The sequence below is a fragment of the Rhodococcus sp. 114MFTsu3.1 genome (genome assembly GCF_000383555.1).
Taxonomy (GTDB): domain Bacteria; phylum Actinomycetota; class Actinomycetes; order Mycobacteriales; family Mycobacteriaceae; genus Rhodococcoides; species Rhodococcoides fascians_E.
Genome location: NZ_KB911548.1, coordinates 131,344 through 147,575, shown reverse-complemented (window position 1 = coordinate 147,575; position 16,232 = coordinate 131,344). Strand labels below are relative to the sequence as shown.

15 protein-coding genes and 1 tRNA gene are annotated in these 16,232 nt (G+C 65.0%); 6 read left to right on the top strand and 10 right to left on the bottom strand.

All coding sequences use genetic code 11. The features are described from left to right. Both H292_RS0110960 and H292_RS0110955 read right to left on the bottom strand, forming a co-directional pair. Complete coding sequence (locus H292_RS0110960) at positions 1-732, bottom strand: energy-coupling factor transporter transmembrane component T family protein (protein WP_019664437.1); 732 nt, start codon at positions 730-732, stop codon at positions 1-3. Then, a complete protein-coding gene (locus H292_RS0110955; protein WP_027498756.1) occupies positions 729-2,726 on the bottom strand; it encodes an ATP-binding cassette domain-containing protein in 1,998 nt (665 codons plus the stop codon). The genes H292_RS0110960 and H292_RS0110955 overlap by 4 nt, the downstream gene beginning before the upstream one ends. A gap of 65 nt (positions 2,727-2,791) precedes the next feature. On the opposite strand from H292_RS0110955, the gene H292_RS0110950 reads away from it, so the two are divergent. Next, positions 2,792-3,244, top strand: coding sequence for a GNAT family N-acetyltransferase (locus H292_RS0110950; RefSeq protein WP_019664439.1), 453 nt, complete (start codon positions 2,792-2,794; stop codon positions 3,242-3,244). Positions 3,245-3,323: 79 nt separating this feature from the next. Here the strand turns inward: H292_RS0110950 and H292_RS27090 are convergent, their stop codons facing one another. Then, the gene (locus H292_RS27090; RefSeq protein WP_051127748.1) at positions 3,324-4,799 is read right to left on the bottom strand and encodes a DEAD/DEAH box helicase; all 1,476 of its coding nucleotides are present in this window, start codon (positions 4,797-4,799) and stop codon (positions 3,324-3,326) included. Between the two features lie 252 nt (positions 4,800-5,051). After that, entirely contained in the window at positions 5,052-6,389 is a 1,338-nt protein-coding gene (locus tag H292_RS0110940; protein ID WP_020111458.1) for an HNH endonuclease, read from the bottom strand. Between the two features lie 518 nt (positions 6,390-6,907). On the opposite strand from H292_RS0110940, the gene H292_RS0110935 reads away from it, so the two are divergent. Continuing rightward, positions 6,908-7,513, top strand: coding sequence for a pentapeptide repeat-containing protein (locus H292_RS0110935; protein ID WP_020111457.1), 606 nt, complete (start codon positions 6,908-6,910; stop codon positions 7,511-7,513). A gap of 6 nt (positions 7,514-7,519) precedes the next feature. Here the strand turns inward: H292_RS0110935 and H292_RS0110930 are convergent. Then, positions 7,520-7,592: transfer RNA gene (locus H292_RS0110930), tRNA-Arg, on the bottom strand. Between the two features lie 257 nt (positions 7,593-7,849). Continuing rightward, positions 7,850-9,082 carry a PucR family transcriptional regulator gene (locus tag H292_RS0110925; RefSeq protein WP_019664443.1) on the bottom strand — a complete coding sequence of 411 codons (1,233 nt, stop codon included), beginning with the start codon at positions 9,080-9,082 and terminating at the stop codon, positions 7,850-7,852. Positions 9,083-9,433: 351 nt separating this feature from the next. Here H292_RS0110925 and H292_RS0110920 point away from each other — a divergent pair, with 351 nt between their 5' ends. Both H292_RS0110920 and H292_RS0110915 read left to right on the top strand, forming a co-directional pair. After that, positions 9,434-10,354 carry an acyl-ACP desaturase gene (locus H292_RS0110920; RefSeq protein WP_373454666.1) on the top strand — a complete coding sequence of 307 codons (921 nt, stop codon included), beginning with the start codon at positions 9,434-9,436 and terminating at the stop codon, positions 10,352-10,354. Between the two features lie 166 nt (positions 10,355-10,520). Next, on the top strand, positions 10,521-11,378 hold the full coding sequence (locus tag H292_RS0110915) for a universal stress protein (RefSeq protein ID WP_027498755.1): 858 nt from the start codon (positions 10,521-10,523) through the stop codon (positions 11,376-11,378). A 19-nt stretch (positions 11,379-11,397) separates the two neighbouring features. Here the strand turns inward: H292_RS0110915 and H292_RS0110910 are convergent, their stop codons facing one another. From H292_RS0110910 to H292_RS0110900, 3 genes are all read right to left on the bottom strand, one after another. Then, positions 11,398-11,724, bottom strand: a complete 327-nt coding sequence (locus H292_RS0110910) for a cupin domain-containing protein (protein WP_019664446.1) — start codon at positions 11,722-11,724, stop codon at positions 11,398-11,400. A 62-nt stretch (positions 11,725-11,786) separates the two neighbouring features. After that, positions 11,787-12,290: a dihydrofolate reductase gene (locus H292_RS0110905; RefSeq protein WP_020111454.1), complete on the bottom strand. Its 504-nt coding sequence runs from the start codon at positions 12,288-12,290 to the stop codon at positions 11,787-11,789. Beyond that, positions 12,287-13,093 carry a thymidylate synthase gene (locus tag H292_RS0110900; protein ID WP_020111453.1) on the bottom strand — a complete coding sequence of 269 codons (807 nt, stop codon included), beginning with the start codon at positions 13,091-13,093 and terminating at the stop codon, positions 12,287-12,289. Before H292_RS0110900 ends, H292_RS0110905 begins: the two co-directional genes overlap by 4 nt. A 91-nt stretch (positions 13,094-13,184) precedes the next feature. On the opposite strand from H292_RS0110900, the gene H292_RS0110895 reads away from it, so the two are divergent. Beyond that, positions 13,185-14,051, top strand: a complete 867-nt coding sequence (locus H292_RS0110895; RefSeq protein WP_026347676.1) for an Fpg/Nei family DNA glycosylase — start codon at positions 13,185-13,187, stop codon at positions 14,049-14,051. Here H292_RS0110895 and H292_RS0110890 read toward each other — a convergent pair. Further along, positions 14,044-15,588 (bottom strand): carboxylesterase/lipase family protein, encoded by a 1,545-nt coding sequence (locus H292_RS0110890; RefSeq protein WP_020111451.1) that lies wholly within the window; start codon positions 15,586-15,588, stop codon positions 14,044-14,046. The genes H292_RS0110895 and H292_RS0110890 overlap by 8 nt on opposite strands. Before the next feature lie 65 nt (positions 15,589-15,653). On the opposite strand from H292_RS0110890, the gene H292_RS0110885 reads away from it, so the two are divergent. Beyond that, positions 15,654-16,229, top strand: a complete 576-nt coding sequence (locus H292_RS0110885; RefSeq protein ID WP_019664451.1) for a hypothetical protein — start codon at positions 15,654-15,656, stop codon at positions 16,227-16,229. The last annotated feature ends 3 nt before the right edge of the window (positions 16,230-16,232 follow it).

Here is a 16,232-nt window from a genome sequence, read left to right as displayed (position 1 = left end):
CTAGACGAACGTCAGCACGATCCCGGCGGTGCAGCACAGTGCGACGACGGCGAGGGCCAGCGCGTCGGACAGCCCCGGTCGGCTCGGGTGCGCGGTGATCTGGCCGGTACCGCCGCGGGCGGTTATCGCTTCGCCCATCTCGGTTGCCCGACGAATGGCGATGGACATCGTCGCGGTGATCAGGTCGACGATCGAGTTGTCCGAAGCGCTGTTGAGCACCGATTTCGGCCGGAGTTTGCGGGCTGCGATCATCGTGCGCATCTCTTCGATGAGCAGGGGTAGCGATCGCAAACACAGTGCCAGGGTCGCGGCCCATTCGTCGACCGGCAATTTCAGCTTCTTCAGCGGCGAGACCAGTACGGCCACTGCGGGTGCGATGTCGCTCATCGACGTCGTCCACCCGATCATCAACGAGGCCCCCAGAAGAACGAAGGCGAAGACGGTCGAGCGTAGGAACAACAGAACCGCATCGAGACCGAGCGGAACGTTGATGAGTGCGCCGACGAGAAACAGCACCCAGATCCACCACGGAGGCCGCGGAACGGCGGTCGGTGGAACTCGGCCGATCACCGCCGCGACGACGAGCACTCCGACGACGAGTCCGATGGATGCCCAGGACGGTGCGACGACGATCGTGATGCTGATCAGCAGCACCGCGAGCAGTTTGGTTCCCGCCCAGAGTCGATGGATGGGCGAGGAACCGGGGACCTGACGGAGAACGACTGTGGTCACGACGCGACCCTGCCGGCGTCGAGTACGACGGTCCGATCGCAGATTCGATCCATTCCGTCGACGTCGTGCGAGATCACCACGATGGCAATCCCTTGTCGTCGCAGCGATCCGAGCACGTCGATGATCTCCGTTCGGCCGGGCGGATCCAAGCCGGCAAGGGGCTCGTCGAGCACGAGAATTCGAGGTTTGTTGACAATCAGGCCTGCAATCACGACGCGACGCATCTGCCCGCCGCTGAGCGAGTCGATCTCGCGGCCCGCAAGGGTGCGATCCAGCCCGACGGCGTCCATGGCCACCGCGACCTTGGCGGATCCCACCTCCGGACCTCCTGCGGACTCGATGTCCTCGGCGACGGTTCGACGCTGCAGTTGCAGACGTGAATGTTGGAAGGCCAGGCCCACGGCACCGACGTTGCCCGCGATGTCGCGTCCGTCCAAACGAGCGGTGCCTGCCGACGGTGACGTCAACCCGGCGAGAATCCAGGCCAGCGTCGACTTGCCGGATCCGTTGCCGCCGAGGACAAGAATGCCGTCGCCCTTCGAGATGGACAGATCGATGCCGTGCAGCGCGTCCTGAGACCACGGTGTCCGGCTGTTGTAGGTGTGGGTGACGCCGGTCAACGTCATCAAGGGCGCGCCGGTGTGGAAAGCGTCCGCGGAGTAGGCGAAGTGCCCGCGCATCCAATCGGGTGTATGCGCGACCTGGAACCCGCTGTGCAGGTGTACGACGCGATCGGCAGCCACCGTCTCCAACTCCTGATGCGTGACGAGCACGACGGACATCGGGTGTCGTTTCGGAAGTGCCGCAACCAATGCCACCAGACTCGCGCGACCCTCCGCGTCGATCATCGCGGTGGCCTCGTCGGCAATCAGAAGAGCGGGACGCCGAGCCAGGGCCGACGCCACGGCAAGTCGTTGCAGCTGGCCGCCGGACAACGACGACGTGTCCCGCTCGCCCAGACCTGCCAGCCCGACTTCGGACAGTACCGATTCGACGTCGATGTCGTAGCCGGGCGGAAGCCCCCACACGACGTCGTCGGCGACGCGGCTGCCCAGCACCTGACTTTCCGGTCGTTGCAGCACGACGGCCGTTCCTCCGGTCAGTCCGAGTCCGGCTGTGCCCGGGCGTTCCACCGTCCCCGACGTCGGCTCACGGCCCGCGAGGATGCGTGCGAGTGTGGATTTGCCCGACCCGTTGTGTCCGACGACGGCAACGAACTCACCGAGCTCGATCCGCAGGTCGATGTTGTCCAGTGCGGCGAATGTGCTGTCCGGATAACGGAATCCGACGCCGCGCAGTTGTACCGGAAGTGGTCCGACGGCACCGTCCGTTGCGACGGGCAACCGGTCGATCACCGGGATGGTGGCGAGCCGATCCAGGACGGCGCCGAGGATCAGCCAGGCGAACAGGGCGCCGAAGACGATCGACAGTGTGGTCGTGCCGAGAATCCACCACCACCAGTGATCGAGGATGGTTCCGACGCTGTCCCGCAGAACATTCGCGGGGGTGACGAGGAATTCGGCCCGAGACATCAAGCGGGCCAAGCCTTCCACGGTGTTCTCGATGGTCCGCAGAAACAGCTCTCGCAGTGGCGACAGAATCAGCAGCAGGCCGACCATGATTGCCCCGATTGCCGGACCCACCACCATCGACGTGGCCAGAACGGACAGCAGCCCCTGCTTCTTCCGTTTGGCCCGGCCGACGAGGCCACCCAGGATCGCGGACATGGCGACGGTGAACGCGGTGGTGGTGCCGGCTGCGACGAACGCCACGAGCACGCCCGCAACCGCCGCTGCCACGAGTGCTCGGGTGCGGTGACGCTGCACCACGACGGCCATCGGCACGGCCGCCACGATCTGAAGCGCTGTGGCCATGGGAACGAGAATCGCGACGACCGACAGGGCGACCGCGAAACTGCTCATCACCGCTGCCGTAGCCAGCTCGGTAGGCGATAGAGCCCCGGACGTGCGAGGCTCGGCGGGGCTGACTGTCACTTGTCCAGTGTGCCAGCAACCGAGATGGGCGTTTCACGCTCTGCGAACGAAAGAGGCACAGCACAGTGATCACAGTCGACGAAGAGGACTGGGAAACCCCCGTCGGCGCGCAACTGCGCGCAGCACAACGCGCTGAACTGGACGCGCGTTACGGCAACAGCAACCACGAGCCCGGCGCGGCGCCCACCTCCGAGGACATCCTGGTGTTCGTCGTCGCACGGGACGACACCCACGTCGGAATCGGGTGCGGGGCGCTACGACTGCTCGACGAGGGCGAAGCGGAAATCAAACGGATGTACGTCATCCCTCCCGAACGGGGACGAGGCGCTTCGGTGGCGATACTGCGACGGCTGGAAACCAGTGCCCGAAATCGGGGGATCCGTGTCCTCAAACTGGAGACCGGATCCGGACAACCCGACGCCGTTCGCTTCTACGAGCGCGAGGGGTACTCCCGCATCGACGGATTCGGGCCTTACACCGACTCGCCGACATCCATCTGTTTCGAACGGACGCTGTAAGCCAGGATCCAAGACACACAACAAGAGCACCCGACCAGGTCGGGTGCTCTTGTCATGTCTTCGGGTAGGTCGAGTCCGACTACCTGGTTCGCTGGCTTGTCGTCGGGCCCGCGGGACGGCGACGACGGCCACCGCCTGCGGCGTGCTGCCGCTGATCCGGCTGTCCCTGGCTGGAGCGTCCCTGGCTCGGCTGGCCCTGCCCGGAACGCGCCTGGCCCGAACGGGTCTGCTGCCCGGACTGCGCGCGGTCACCCTGGCCGGCGCCACGAGCACTACCACCACGAGCACTGCCACCACGGGCACTGCCGCCGCGGGGTGCGCCGTTGCGGGGCCGAGGGGTTCCCTGACGCTGCGGCTGCGGTGCTGCCTTCGGTGCGGGCTCGACGTAGCGAGCCTGCTCGCCCACGAGTTCTGCAACCTGCGGTGAATCTGCCGTGACGCGGACGGGAGTCACCGTGATCGCGGCCTTGCGAAGCAGCACGGCAGTGTCCTTGCGCTGCTCGGGAAGGACGACGGTGACGACGTCTCCTGCGCTTCCAGCTCGGGCGGTACGGCCTGAACGGTGCAGGTAGGCCTTGTGCTCGGCAGGCGGGTCGACGTGCACGACGAGCTGTACGTCGTCGACGTGGACTCCGCGAGCCGCGACGTCGGTAGCGACGAGAACTCGAGCGGTGCCGGACGAGAACGCGAGCAGGTTCCGGTCACGGGCAGCCTGAGACAGGTTGCCGTGGAGGTCCACCGACGGGATACCCGCCTCGGTGAGCTGCTTGGCAAGCTTGCGCGCCTGGTGCTTGGTGCGCATGAACAGGATTCGGCGGCCGGTGCCCGACGCCAACTGCTGAACGAGCTTCTTCTTCGCCTCGACACCGTCGACCTCGAACACGCTGTGGGTCATGGCTTCGACGTGCGACGTTGCTTCGTCGACGGAGTGTGTGACCTGGTCGGTGAGGAATCGCTTGACGAGCTTGTCGACTCCGTTGTCCAGCGTCGCAGAGAACAGCAACCGCTGTCCCTTCTGCGGTGTGGCAGCGAGGATCCGGGTCACGACGGGAAGAAAGCCGAGATCGGCCATGTGGTCGGCCTCGTCGAGGACGGTGATCTGCACGCCGTCGAGGCTGACGTGGCGCTGCTTCATCAGGTCTTCGAGGCGTCCCGGGCAGGCGACGACGATGTCGACGCCTGCGTTCAAGGCGGACACCTGGCGGCCCTGGGACACACCGCCGAAGATCGTGGTGACCTTCAGCTTGTAGGCGGCCGCCAGCGGTTCGATGGCGACGGCGATCTGGGTCGCCAGTTCACGAGTGGGGGCGAGGATCAGCCCACGCGGACGACCGGGCTTGCGGTTGCCCGCGAGCTGGCCGGCGAGGCGAGCGACCATGGGAATGGAGAACGCGAGGGTCTTGCCGCTTCCGGTCTTTCCACGTCCGAGCACGTCGCGTCCGGCGAGTGTGTCGGGAAGGGTGTCGGCCTGGATGGGGAAGGGCTCGGTCTTGCCTTGTGCTGCAAGTGCCTCGGCGAGTGCATTCGGCACGCCGAGTGAAGCAAAGGTAGTCATAGTGATGGGTTGCGCCTTTCGGGCATGGTGCTGCACCGCAAGGTTCACTGCTGTGACCTGTGAGTGCAAGGTTGGCGAGACTGCCGGTGGGCAATTTCGATCGCCGTAAGAAAAGCCTGTGCAGGGTGCACATGGACAACACGGCCGAAGCCGGGCGGAAGTTGAAGCATTCCACGACGTCTGGCGTGCAGCTACACACACCGTTACCCAGTGTAACCGCTGAACGCTCCATCGCCTTCCCGGAGTGACGTATCAGGCAGCTCTGTGGGACGTCGCCAGCAGTTTTGCCGCGTATTCCTCGGCGAACTCGTGTTCGACGAACGAGCAGTACCGTCGTGCGACCGGCATCGGGGGCGCCTGAGAGCTGTACCTGTGCCCGGTAGGAGTCTCGAAGTCGTAGACGTGGATCGCCCGCGGCTCCTGTCGCTTCGGTGTGGACGTCCACCCGTCGGCTTCTTTGGCGTAGTTGCACGCGGCGCACAATCCCGCTCCGTTGTGCGCACTGGTTGCACCGCCGTGTGCGTGGGAGCGAATGTGGTCGCGGTGACGTATCGGGGCGTCGCACCACGGTGTGCGGCACGTTCGGTCACGCACGTCGATCAGCGTGGCCAACGCTGTGGGAAAGCTCCGCGCCTTGGATTCCATCGCGGTCAGAGCGCCGGAGAGCGGTTCCGCGTACAGCTTGCGCAGCTCGGTGCGCACGGGTGATGCGGCGGCGTCGGCGACGAGCTTGCGTGCGATCGACGCGGGGATCTCGCCGTAGCCGCTCAGATGAGCCGGCTTCGAGTCGTGTCCGAACAGCGTCTCGTCGGAGATGACGAGATTGACCGACACCGCGGCCCCCGAGGCTGCGTGCGCTGTACCGGTGATGCGCTCGAACGCGAGGTCGGCCATGATCTGATCGCGGGTGCGACGTTCGTCCCCCACACCGACCAAGGAGTCGGCGTCTCTTCGTAGAGTTGCCCACATCGAGACACCTCTGTCCATCGATGTCATCACCTTGAACTCGCACATGAAGTCGGGATGCGGCCGAGTGCTCGCGCGGCGTTGTTCGAACGCTCTTGCTTTCCTCCTGGCCACCGAGGCGGGGTCCAGTTCAGCTGTCAATGCCCGGGCTCGACGCTCGATCGCGTTGTCTCCCAAATTCTTCAAGGTTGCCGAGTCGGAGCACAGTTGCTCGTCGATCGACCGCCTGTCCTCTGCGGTCAAGCACGCAGTTTCTCTGGCGATCAGAGTTGCTCGCCACTCGTTCAGCTCACCCGAACGCAGGCGTGCGTGGGTATGGGGCATCTCGTGGACGAGGGCCCGGGCGAGGCCCAACAGCCGGCCTCCCTTGTTCGGTGATTCACGACGGGCGAGGCCGATCTGCGACGCGACTCCCTTGCGCCACTCTGCCTTCGGTCGACCCTTCGCCTTACGTTCTGCGGCAATGCTGTTCGCCACGGCGTCCGTGACGGTGGCTTGGTGCGCGGAGCCCGCACTCTTCAAGTCCTCGAGCGCGGAGATGAGGTCGATTCCCGCCGCCGCGTCGTCGTCGAACTCGCTGGTGCGCAGACGGGCCACGAAACCGAGTACTTCTGAAGCGTTCACAAGTCCCCCCCAAGGAATGCATTCGAACGTATGTTCTACAGTAACCGCCACGGGCCCACGCCGCAACCGCGCGCTTCCCTCAGTGGTGAACGGCTTGGTATCGTTCGCGCATCGACACATATTCTCTGTGAACCAGGCCTCTCACGACGGCTGTGTACGCCGCCCACGCGCGGTGGTGATTCCGTGCGCCACGGGAGGAACCCGATCGAGGGTTCCCAGCTCCCGTCCCGTACCGAAACGCCATTCATCGGAGTTCTTTCACCATGTCGTCGACACCTCTTCCCTTCACGTCCGCCATCGGCGCCCGCGCTGAACTGCGGGCAGACTGCAGCAACTGTTTTGCCCTGTGCTGCACAGCTTTAGGATTTTCTCGATCGGCGGATTTCGCCGAGGACAAGGCAGTCGGTGCGCCGTGCCGACACCTCGGGTCGGATCACTCCTGCACTGTTCACGACAGTCTTCGCAGCCGCGGTTTTCGTGGGTGCACGGTATTCGACTGTTTCGGCGCAGGGCAGGCTGTGTCGCAACGTCTTTTCGGCGGTGTCGGCTGGCGTGATCGACCGGACACGCGTCAGTCGATGTTCGCGGCGTTCACGACCGTCAAGCTACTGCACGAAATGCTCTGGTACCTGGCCGAAGTGGGGGAGCGCACGTACGACCCGGATCATGCGGACGAAGCACGCAGCGTCACGAACACGATCACCACGCTGACGGCATCAGGTCCCGAGGAGGTGCTCTCGGCCGACGTCGAGAACCTTCATCTCACCGTGAGAGTGCTTCTGATGGACGTCAGCGCTGAAATACGGTCTCGCTACTTCGCCGAAGGGGATCGCCGGGATCGACGGCTGACACCGGGCGCGGACCTGGCTGAAATCGACCTGCGCGGACTGCCCCTGTGCGGAGCCGATCTTCGTGGCGCGTGCCTCATCGCGGCGGACCTTCGACACTGCGATGTCACGGGCGTCGACCTGCTCGGAGCAGACCTGCGAGACGTACGCGTCGAGGGAACAGATCTCTCGGGTGCTCTGTTTCTGACCCAGTCGCAGGTGAACTACGCGCAGGGTGACGAACGAACACGCCTTCCAGCCGGGATCGAACGCCCACGGCATTGGAACGCGGAGTGACCGAAGTGCCCTCGGCAGGATTCGAACCTGCGACCTACCCTTTAGGAGAGGGTTGCTCTATCCCCTGAGCTACGAAGGCGAGTTGTGCACGTGCGAGTGTACCGGCTCCCTTGGGCGAGATGAACTCGTGCCCGCTACGCCCATCGAGGGCTGGTGAACGCGAGAAGCCGCCCACACGAATGTGGGCGGCTCCGCTGACAGTGTCCGCCAGTGCGCCTCTCGGCAAGAGGCCGCTCGAAGCGGCAATGTGTTGGTACCCGGGGCATGGATCGAACACTGTCGATCGGTTCAACTCATGCCGGTGGAAAATGATTCCCCGCGTCGCCGACGGACGTTCTAGGCAGCGCCCTGTGCTGCTTCCAGTCTGCGAGCGACCAGAGCTGCCTGCAGATGGCGGATGCCCGACGGCCGTGTCGGGTCGAATCCGGTGAGCTGCGCGATTCTCTTGAGGCGGTAGTCGACCGTATTGGTGTGCAAGTGCAGTTGCCGCGCGGACCGCTGACGGTTGAGGTCGTGCGAGATGTGGATCTCCAGCGTTTCCAACAGTTCCGGTGACGCGTCGAGCGGTTCGAGGATCTGCCGGAGGTGGCGTCGTCCTGGGCCTGGGCGCGTCAGCTGGTACTCGAGAACCAGATCGTCCATCCGGTACAACCCTGCCGGGCGGTGGAGTTGGTGCGCGAGCGCAAGCAGTTCGTGCACCTGGTCCGCGGCCGTCGGGATGTCCGCGGTGGCTGCTTGTTCGGCGGTGACGGTGAGTTGTACTTCGGCGGCCGTGCTGAGGCGGTGCACGAGTGCTTCCACCCATTCCTCGTCCTGCACGCCGGGAATGAGGACGGTGCCGCCTTCGGTGCTGAGCATCGACAGGGGGCTACGTCCGCAGACGGTGGCCAGTTCGGCTTGGACCCGCCGGAGCTTGCGGCGAGCAGCGACGGTGCGTTGGATTGCCGGATCGTTCTCGTCGGGATGAGGCGGCACGGACAGAGCGAGGACGAGGTAGCTGTCCGCGAGCTCGATGCCGGACTGCCGAGCGATCGAGACGGCGTTGTGTCCGCTGAGCAAGGAGGACACGAGGGTGTGCGCGGCGGTGTGGTGCTCGCTCGCGACGGACTGCAGTTCCTCGACGTAGCTCTTCGACGCGGCGATCGAGACTTTCTCCGACAGCAGGACGAACATCCGTGCTGCTTCGATCAGATCGCTCGTGTCGCCTTCGCCTGCGCGTTTGGACACCAGGTTCCAGCCGATCTGAATTCCTTCGTGGTACACGGTCAGTACCGATTCCAGCGGCACGCCCTCGCGTGCCCACTGGCTGGCCTTGGCGCGGAGCTCTGCCAGGTCGCTTTCGTTGGGCGGGCGTCGTTCGTCGAGCATCTGCACAGCGATGCTGATGCATTTGACGGTGAACTCGGTGACGTCGCCGTGCAGTTGTTCGCCGGGCAGCGAGCCGCAGGGTGTATTGGCCGCGAAGTGGCCGACCAGCAATCGCGCGACAGCGCGGAAGTCGCGGAGCGGCGCCGACGCCGGCTGGCCGGCAACCATGATTCCGAGGCTTGTCGTGTTGTGAGCGGTCACAGATCAGCCTTTCGTGTAGGAACTTCAGCTCTGTCCGAAAAAAAGTTACTGATGCGTATTGTTGCGCATCCACGCAAAAATGGTTGGAAACTTGACCGAAACCCCGGCGATTCTGAACCCGAAGTTTGTTTTCAGGCGCCTAACAAACTTGATCATAGGATGTTATCAACGCGTTATCCAGTCTTTCAACGGAGAAATTTGTGAAGGCTCTCAACTCGTCTCGGATTCGGGTTGCGACATTGCCTAAACAATCCGGGGAACCTACTCACGGTGCCGATCGTGGGCTTAGCGTCGTCGTGTGCCGATCGGAGTCTGTGGTCGGCACAGAGAATCGGATCCGATCACGAGGGGGTGGGGACAGTGAACGGAGCACCAGGTCGAACGACCTTGCTTCGAGATCTCGAGCCAGTGATCGAGCAGAGACTCGAGCGTCATCTACGTACCGCGCAGAGGTGGGACCCGAGCGCCTACGTTCGTCCGGAACTGTATTGGGGGCAGCGCCGCTCGTCGCTGACCGAGACGGCGAAGGCCGCGCTCGTCACCACGCTGCTCACACACAACAACACTGCGCTCGCCGACCCGGCCCGGGAACTCTTCACGAGTTCACCTGCGTGGGCCGAGTGGAGCGCGGTCTGGTCCGACGAGAAGCGTTCACATGCGGATGCGATCCAGCGATACCTGGTCGCCACCAAGAGCGTCGACGCCGTCGCGCTGGACCGAGCGAGGGTGCAGTGCACCACCATCGGGATCGAGTCGTCGATGGAGGGCGACAACTTCCTTCGCTCGATCGTCCACTCCACGATCGATGTCATGGCGACGATGGTGAGCCACCGCAACACGGCCGTCGAGTGCGCGGATCCGGTGGCGGAGGAGCTGCTCGGGCGCATCGTGGCCGATCAGGAGCGGCACGTGGCGTTCTTCTCCGACGTCGTCGCGGGTGCTTTGGAGTCTGCGCCGGCGCAGACGCTCAAGGCGATCACCGAGGTTCTGATGAATTTTCAGCTGCCCGGGAGTGGGCTCGTCGGTTTCGAGCGCAGCGCAATGCTGCTCGCCCGCGACGGAATCTACGATCTCCGTCTGCATCTCGACGACGTGCTCCTTCCCGCTGTACGGATGTGGCGCATCTTCGATCGGTCGGCCGTGGATTCGTCCGACCGCAATCGCAGGATCCTGTCCGACTTCCTCGATGACATGGAGGTCCAGGCGACCACCTTCGAGCAACTGCGGATTCGCGCTCGTGCGCGGGACGCAGCAAGACTGCGCGCGTCCTAGAACGCTCGCACGAGACCCCGGGGGGTCTGTGGGAAGGCGCCCTCTCTCCGGTTCTCCGATGATTGCTCTCGGAGAACCGGAGAGAGGGTACTTGCCGTTCGAGAACCCGCATGCGCCCGTGGTGTGGACTATCGTGTGGGGCGGCACAGCGAGCGGAGGCAGCCACGTGAGCAGCAGCACCATCGTCGTCGGAATCGACGGGTCGGAAGCGTCGGATCTGGCGGTCGTGTGGGCCGCGCAGACAGCGTCCAATCGGGATTGCACCCTGCGGATCGTCGCCGCTGTCGACCTTCGTTCCTATCTACCCGAGGACAACGACGTTCGAGCCGTGTTCGGCTCTCGGCTCGTCGCCGCGGAAACCCTTGCGCGTGAAAGCATCGAGGGCTCCGCGTTGTCCGTTGTGACCGAGGCCCGGGACGGAACGGTCGTCGACGTTCTGCTGTCCGAGTCCGAGAACAGCGCCCTCGTCGTCCTGGGTGCACGCGGGCTGGGCGAATCGGATTCCGGACTGCTCGGATCTGCTGCCATTGCACTCACCGCCCACGCGTCGTCCCCTGTCGTCGTGGTTCGGGGCCGCAGTATCGACGGACGCCCGCCCACAACGGGGCCCGTCGTCGTCGGAGTCGACGGGTCCGCCGTCGGCCAGGCAGCGGTGGCAGCGGCCTTCGACGAGGCGTCGCACCGCGGTGCGCCCCTGGTTGCGGTGCATGTATGGGCCGACGTGGCCCTCGCTCCGATGTCGGCCGTGCCACTGCAGTGGGACGACATCGCGTCGTCGGAGGAAGCGGTTCTGGCGGAAAGCCTTGCCGGATGGCAGGAGAAGTATCCCGATGTCGAGGTCAGGCGAGTCGTCGCGCAGGACAGGCCGGTGCGGGTGCTCGCACAGTTGTCCGAGCAAGCGTCGCTGATCGTCGTCGGGAATCGCGGCCGCGGTGGTTTCCGCGGGATGTTGCTGGGCTCGACCAGCTACGCCCTCATCCACACGGCGGACTGCCCCGTACTGGTTGCCCGAGGCGAGTCCTGACGCGGCAGAGTATGCCGAACTAGACGGCGACGGTCAGTAGGAACGCGACGTCCTCGATTGCTTCGACGCTGTGGCGGGCATCCGGCACGACGAGGAGGTCGCCTGCCGAGCCCTTCCAGGATTTCTCGCCGCTCACCAGAGTGAGCTGACCGCTGATGACGAGGACGGTCGACTCACCGGACAGGTCGTGCTCGGCCAGTTTGTTCCCGGCAGCCAACGCGACGACCGTCTGGCGCAGGTGACGCTGGTGCCCGCCGTAGACGGTCTGCGAACTGCGGCCACTCGACGTGCCCACGGCGAGCTTCAATTGCTGGCGGGCAAGGGCGGTGAGTGACTTCTTGTCCATGCGCCCCAGTATGGCCCAACCGCAGCCGCGGTGAGGGGCATCGGAGCGAAATCCACTGTGAATCAGGTAGTTCGGTAAGCCTTGCCGTACTGGTTCCAGCGGAAGCGGTGGCCGCTCTTCTCGCTGACATGCCACTCGCCGAGCGTTGCCGCCCAGCCGTCGGGAATGTGCGGTGCACGAGTTTCTCCCTCGACCGAGAGGTCGATCTCGGTGACTTCCAACCGTGTCGTGAACGGCAGTGCAGCGCGGTAGATTTCGCCGCCGCCGATGATCCAGACCTCACCGTCGACGAGGGCGAGCGCGTCCTCGACGCTGCCGGCGGTGTCTGCTCCGTCGGCGTGCCAACTGCGGTCTCGGGTGACGACGATGTTGCGCCGACCGGGCAGCGGTCGAAATCGTTCCGGCAGCGAATCCCAGGTCCTACGACCCATGACGACGGGATGGCCGCGGGTGATCTCGCGGAAGTGAGCCATGTCCTCGGGGATGTGCCACGGGATGGTCGTGCCGTCGCCGATGACTCCGTCGTGGGCCTGTGCCCAGATGGCGCCCACCGTCGTCGGGCTCATACAGCGACCGGCGCCTTGATGGACGGGTGGTGCTGGTACCCGACGACCTCGATGTCCTCGAACTGGTAGTCGAAGATCGAATCACGCTGTGCAAGCTTCAGTTTCGGGTACGGGAACGGTTCCCGGCTCAGTTGCTCGGCAACTTGCTCGCGGTGGTTGTCGTAGATGTGGCAGTCGCCGCCGGTCCACACGAAGTCGCCGACTTCGAGGCCCACCTGCGCAGCGACCATGTGCGTCAGCAGTGCGTAGCTGGCGATGTTGAACGGAACTCCGAGGAACAGATCGGCGCTGCGCTGATAGAGCTGGCAGGACAGTTTGCCGTCGGCGACGTAGAACTGGAAGAAGGCATGGCAGGGCGGCAGTGCCATCTGCGGAATCTCGCCGACGTTCCACGACGAAACGATGTTGCGTCGCGAATCGGGATCCGAGCGCAGAAGGTCGAGAGCAGCCGAGATCTGGTCGATGTGCTCGCCCGACGGTGTCGGCCACGACCTCCACTGGACCCCGTAGACGGGACCGAGTTCACCGTCGGGTGCTGCCCATTCGTCCCAGATGGTGACGCCGTGCTCCTGCAGCCAGGACACGTTGGAGTCGCCGCGGAGAAACCACAGCAATTCGTAGACGATCGACTTCAGATGCACCCGTTTGGTGGTGATCAGCGGGAATCCCTCGGCGAGGTCGAACCGCATCTGGTGGCCGAAGACGCTGGTCGTGCCCGTCCCGGTGCGGTCGGACTTGGCGGTGCCGGTCGCGAGTACGTGCCGCAGCAGATCTTCGTACGGGGTGGAAACCATGTGGAACATTATGCGCTCCGTGCTGTCGATCCGCGCCGAGCACCCGACCGGCGCTGTGTCGATGGTGCGCAAGTGTCGGCGCCGAGCGCATAATTGCGCCATGCCCGAGTTGCCCGAAGTCGAAGCCCTCGCCGGTTTCCTCCGTGAGCACGCCGTCGGCGCTGTGATCGGTCGTGTCGACATCGCCGCACTGAGCGTGCTCAAGACGTTCGATCCGCCCATCACGGAGTTGCAGGGACGAGACGTGACCGACGCAGCGCGGTTCGGCAAGCACCTGGCTGTCCAGGCAGGGGATCTCTGGCTGATCACGCATCTGTCCCGCGGCGGATGGCTTCGGTGGACGGACAACCCGTCGGCGGCTCCGCCGAAACCGGGGAAGGGTCCGCTGGCGCTCCGTGTCCACTTCTTCACGCCGGAGGGGCTGACCCCCGCCATCGACCTCACCGAAGCGGGCACGAAGAAACGGCTGGCAGTCTGGGTGGTGCGTGATCCGCAGGAAGTGCCGGGCATCGCTCGCCTCGGTCCCGACGCCTTGGCCGTCACGGAAACGGAATTCGCGGACATCCTGAAGGGGACGACGGCTCGGCTGAAGACGGTTCTCGTCGACCAGTCGATGCTGGCCGGGATCGGCAACGCCTACTCCGACGAGATCCTCCACGTGGCCAAGCTTTCACCGTTCGCGTCGTCGGGCAAGCTCGATGCCGAGTCGGTCGGAGTGCTGTACGCCGCGATGCGCGAGGTGCTGCTGGACGCCGTCGCCAGGTCGACCGGTCAGGATGCGGCCCGGCTCAAGGGCGAGAAGAGGTCGGGAATGCGGGTGCATGCCCGGGCGGGTCTGCCGTGTCCGGTCTGCGGGGACACCGTCCGCGAGGTCTCCTACGCCGAACGTTCCTTCCAGTACTGCGCGACGTGCCAGACATCCGGCAAGATCCTGGCGGATCGTCGGATGTCCCGCCTGCTCAAGTAGCGGACGCTTCGGTCTTCTGGCTCGCGTAACCGCGGTAGCCCTCCCAGGCCCGTCGCCGATCGCTGCGCGGGTCACGTTGGACCCGGGTTCTGGTGTCGAAAATGAGTGTCTCGCGCGTACTTTCGTCGTACTTCGGCCAACTCGGGAGCGGCGAGCCCGTACGCGCGAACTCCAACCACTGCGACTGGACGTGTTCGGTGACCTCCTGGAAGGCGCGTCGTCCACCGGGAACGGTCATCAACTTGCCGAACGACGTCTCGTTGATTCCGAACACTGCGAACAGTTCGAATCCATGTGTGGCGTCGAGTCCGAGCCACTTCATCACCCGCGGCGCGAAATCGAATCGATAGCTGTAGGTCGGAGCCCTGCGCGAGTGTGTTTCCGCGACCTCGATGGACGGTTTCCAGAACGTGAAATCGCCTCCGACGTCGATCGCTGCCGATTCCTGCGGATAGTCGGGGTACGCCTCGAGGACAACGTCTTTCGCGGCAGGGTCGGTCAGTGCGAAGAGTGTGTCGATGCGTGACGGATTGGTCGGGAGGGCGTCGAGCACCTTGGGGAACAGCGTGCCCTCGCGTCCGTTGGTGCCGATGATCAGCGGAACCGCGTGGGCAGTGCCGTCGGCGCAGGCGTCGACCGGGTTCTTCGGCAGAAAGTCACCGTCGACGACCGGGCCGAACGGATGGAGGCCGGGAGTGCTCTTGACGACCGACAGAGCCAGCTTCGAGCCCGTGCTGCCGAGAGTCTTCACGTCGGCGCTGTCCAGGGTGCTCGCTACGTTGCCTCCGTCGCCGAGGAGTTCGACGAACTGACGTGCCCAGTCCGTCGCTCGGTCCTGGGTGGCGACGAGTCCGGGAGCCGAACTTTCTGCGATGGCCCGTGCGAACAAACCCTTCGCCGACGGTGTCGCCAACAAAGTCGTCACCGCGTTGCCGCCGGCCGATTCGCCGAAGACGGTGACGTTGTCCGGATCGCCACCGAACGCGCTGATGTTGCGCTGCACCCATTCGAGCGCGGCCACCTGATCTCGCAAGCCGAGATTGGAGTCGAATTGCCTGGTCGGTGTCGAGAACTGGGAGAAATCGAGGTAACCGAGCGTGCCCAGGCGGTAGTTGATGGACACGTAGACGATTCCGTCCCCGTCCTTCAGCGCCCGACGCACCAACGAGCCCCCGCCGTAGAGCGGGGTGGCCGACGTTCCCAGCGTGTAGGCGCCGCCGTGGATGAAGACCATGACCGGCAGAGACCCCACGCTCCGGCGTCCGGGAGCCAGAACGTTGAGGGTGAGGCAGTCCTCGCTCGACGGTTGGTACTTGTTCACCGACAGCATGGTTCCGCGCTTGTGCTGGACCGAGGCGTTGCCCCATTCGGTGGCGTCCCGCACTCCGGTCCAGGGCGCTACCGGCTGTGGTGCGCGCAGGCGGAGCGGGCCCACCGGAGGAGCTGCATAAGGGATTCCCCGCCACGTGACAAGGTCAGCCACGGTCTTTCCCTGCAGGACGCCGTCCACGGTGGTGACTCTGGTGTTCGCGAGCATGACACGCAGTCTACGCGGAGATCTTACCGACGGGTAAGTATCGGGGAGTATGGACAATCGGGGTCATGGAGTTCCAGTACCGCGCCGATGTGGTGCAGCTGCTCGTCTCGCCCGCCCACGCGTATTTCGGCCGCGCCAAGGACGGACCTGCGAAGGAGGTGCCGACGCAGTTCCCCGAACAGGTGGACATCGTTGCGCACAAGGGAATTCGCGGTGACCGCTTCTTCGGCGTCAAAGCGCACACCGAAGCCGCGGTGACGTTCCTGGCCGCCGAGGCGTGGGACGCCGTCGGCGACGCACTCGGAATCTCGATGCCCGACACCGCGGTGGCCAGGCGAAACATCGTCGTACGCGGTCTGGAACTCGATCCGTTGCGCGGTGAGGAATTCGAGCTCGATTCCGGTGACGGTCCGGTGAGATTTCGAGGCGGCAGGCCGGCGCATCCCTGCGTGTGGATGGACACCATGGCGGCCGAGGGTTCGCGCAAGGCTCTGATCGGCCGCGGAGGACTCCGCGCCGAGCCGCTCACCGACGGGATTCTCCGCGTGGGAACCGTGGTCGTCGGATCGCCCGTCGAACTGCGTGCCGTCGACGCGGCACGGCAGGTCAAACGGGCTCAGCCACTCCGCGACGGGCGATGAACC

Bases quoted from the DNA above. Each gene is read 5' to 3' on its own strand.
- H292_RS27090 (WP_051127748.1), bottom strand. From the start codon at position 4,799: ATGACTACCTTTGCTTCACTCGGCGTGCCGAATGCACTCGCCGAGGCA.
- H292_RS0110910 (WP_019664446.1), bottom strand. From the start codon at position 11,724: ATGGACAAGAAGTCACTCACCGCCCTTGCCCGCCAGCAATTGAAGCTC.
- H292_RS0110905 (WP_020111454.1), bottom strand. From the start codon at position 12,290: ATGAGCCCGACGACGGTGGGCGCCATCTGGGCACAGGCCCACGACGGA.
- H292_RS0110900 (WP_020111453.1), bottom strand. From the start codon at position 13,093: ATGTTCCACATGGTTTCCACCCCGTACGAAGATCTGCTGCGGCACGTA.
- H292_RS0110895 (WP_026347676.1), top strand. From the start codon at position 13,185: ATGCCCGAGTTGCCCGAAGTCGAAGCCCTCGCCGGTTTCCTCCGTGAG.
- H292_RS0110890 (WP_020111451.1), bottom strand. From the start codon at position 15,588: ATGCTCGCGAACACCAGAGTCACCACCGTGGACGGCGTCCTGCAGGGA.
- H292_RS0110885 (WP_019664451.1), top strand. From the start codon at position 15,654: ATGGAGTTCCAGTACCGCGCCGATGTGGTGCAGCTGCTCGTCTCGCCC.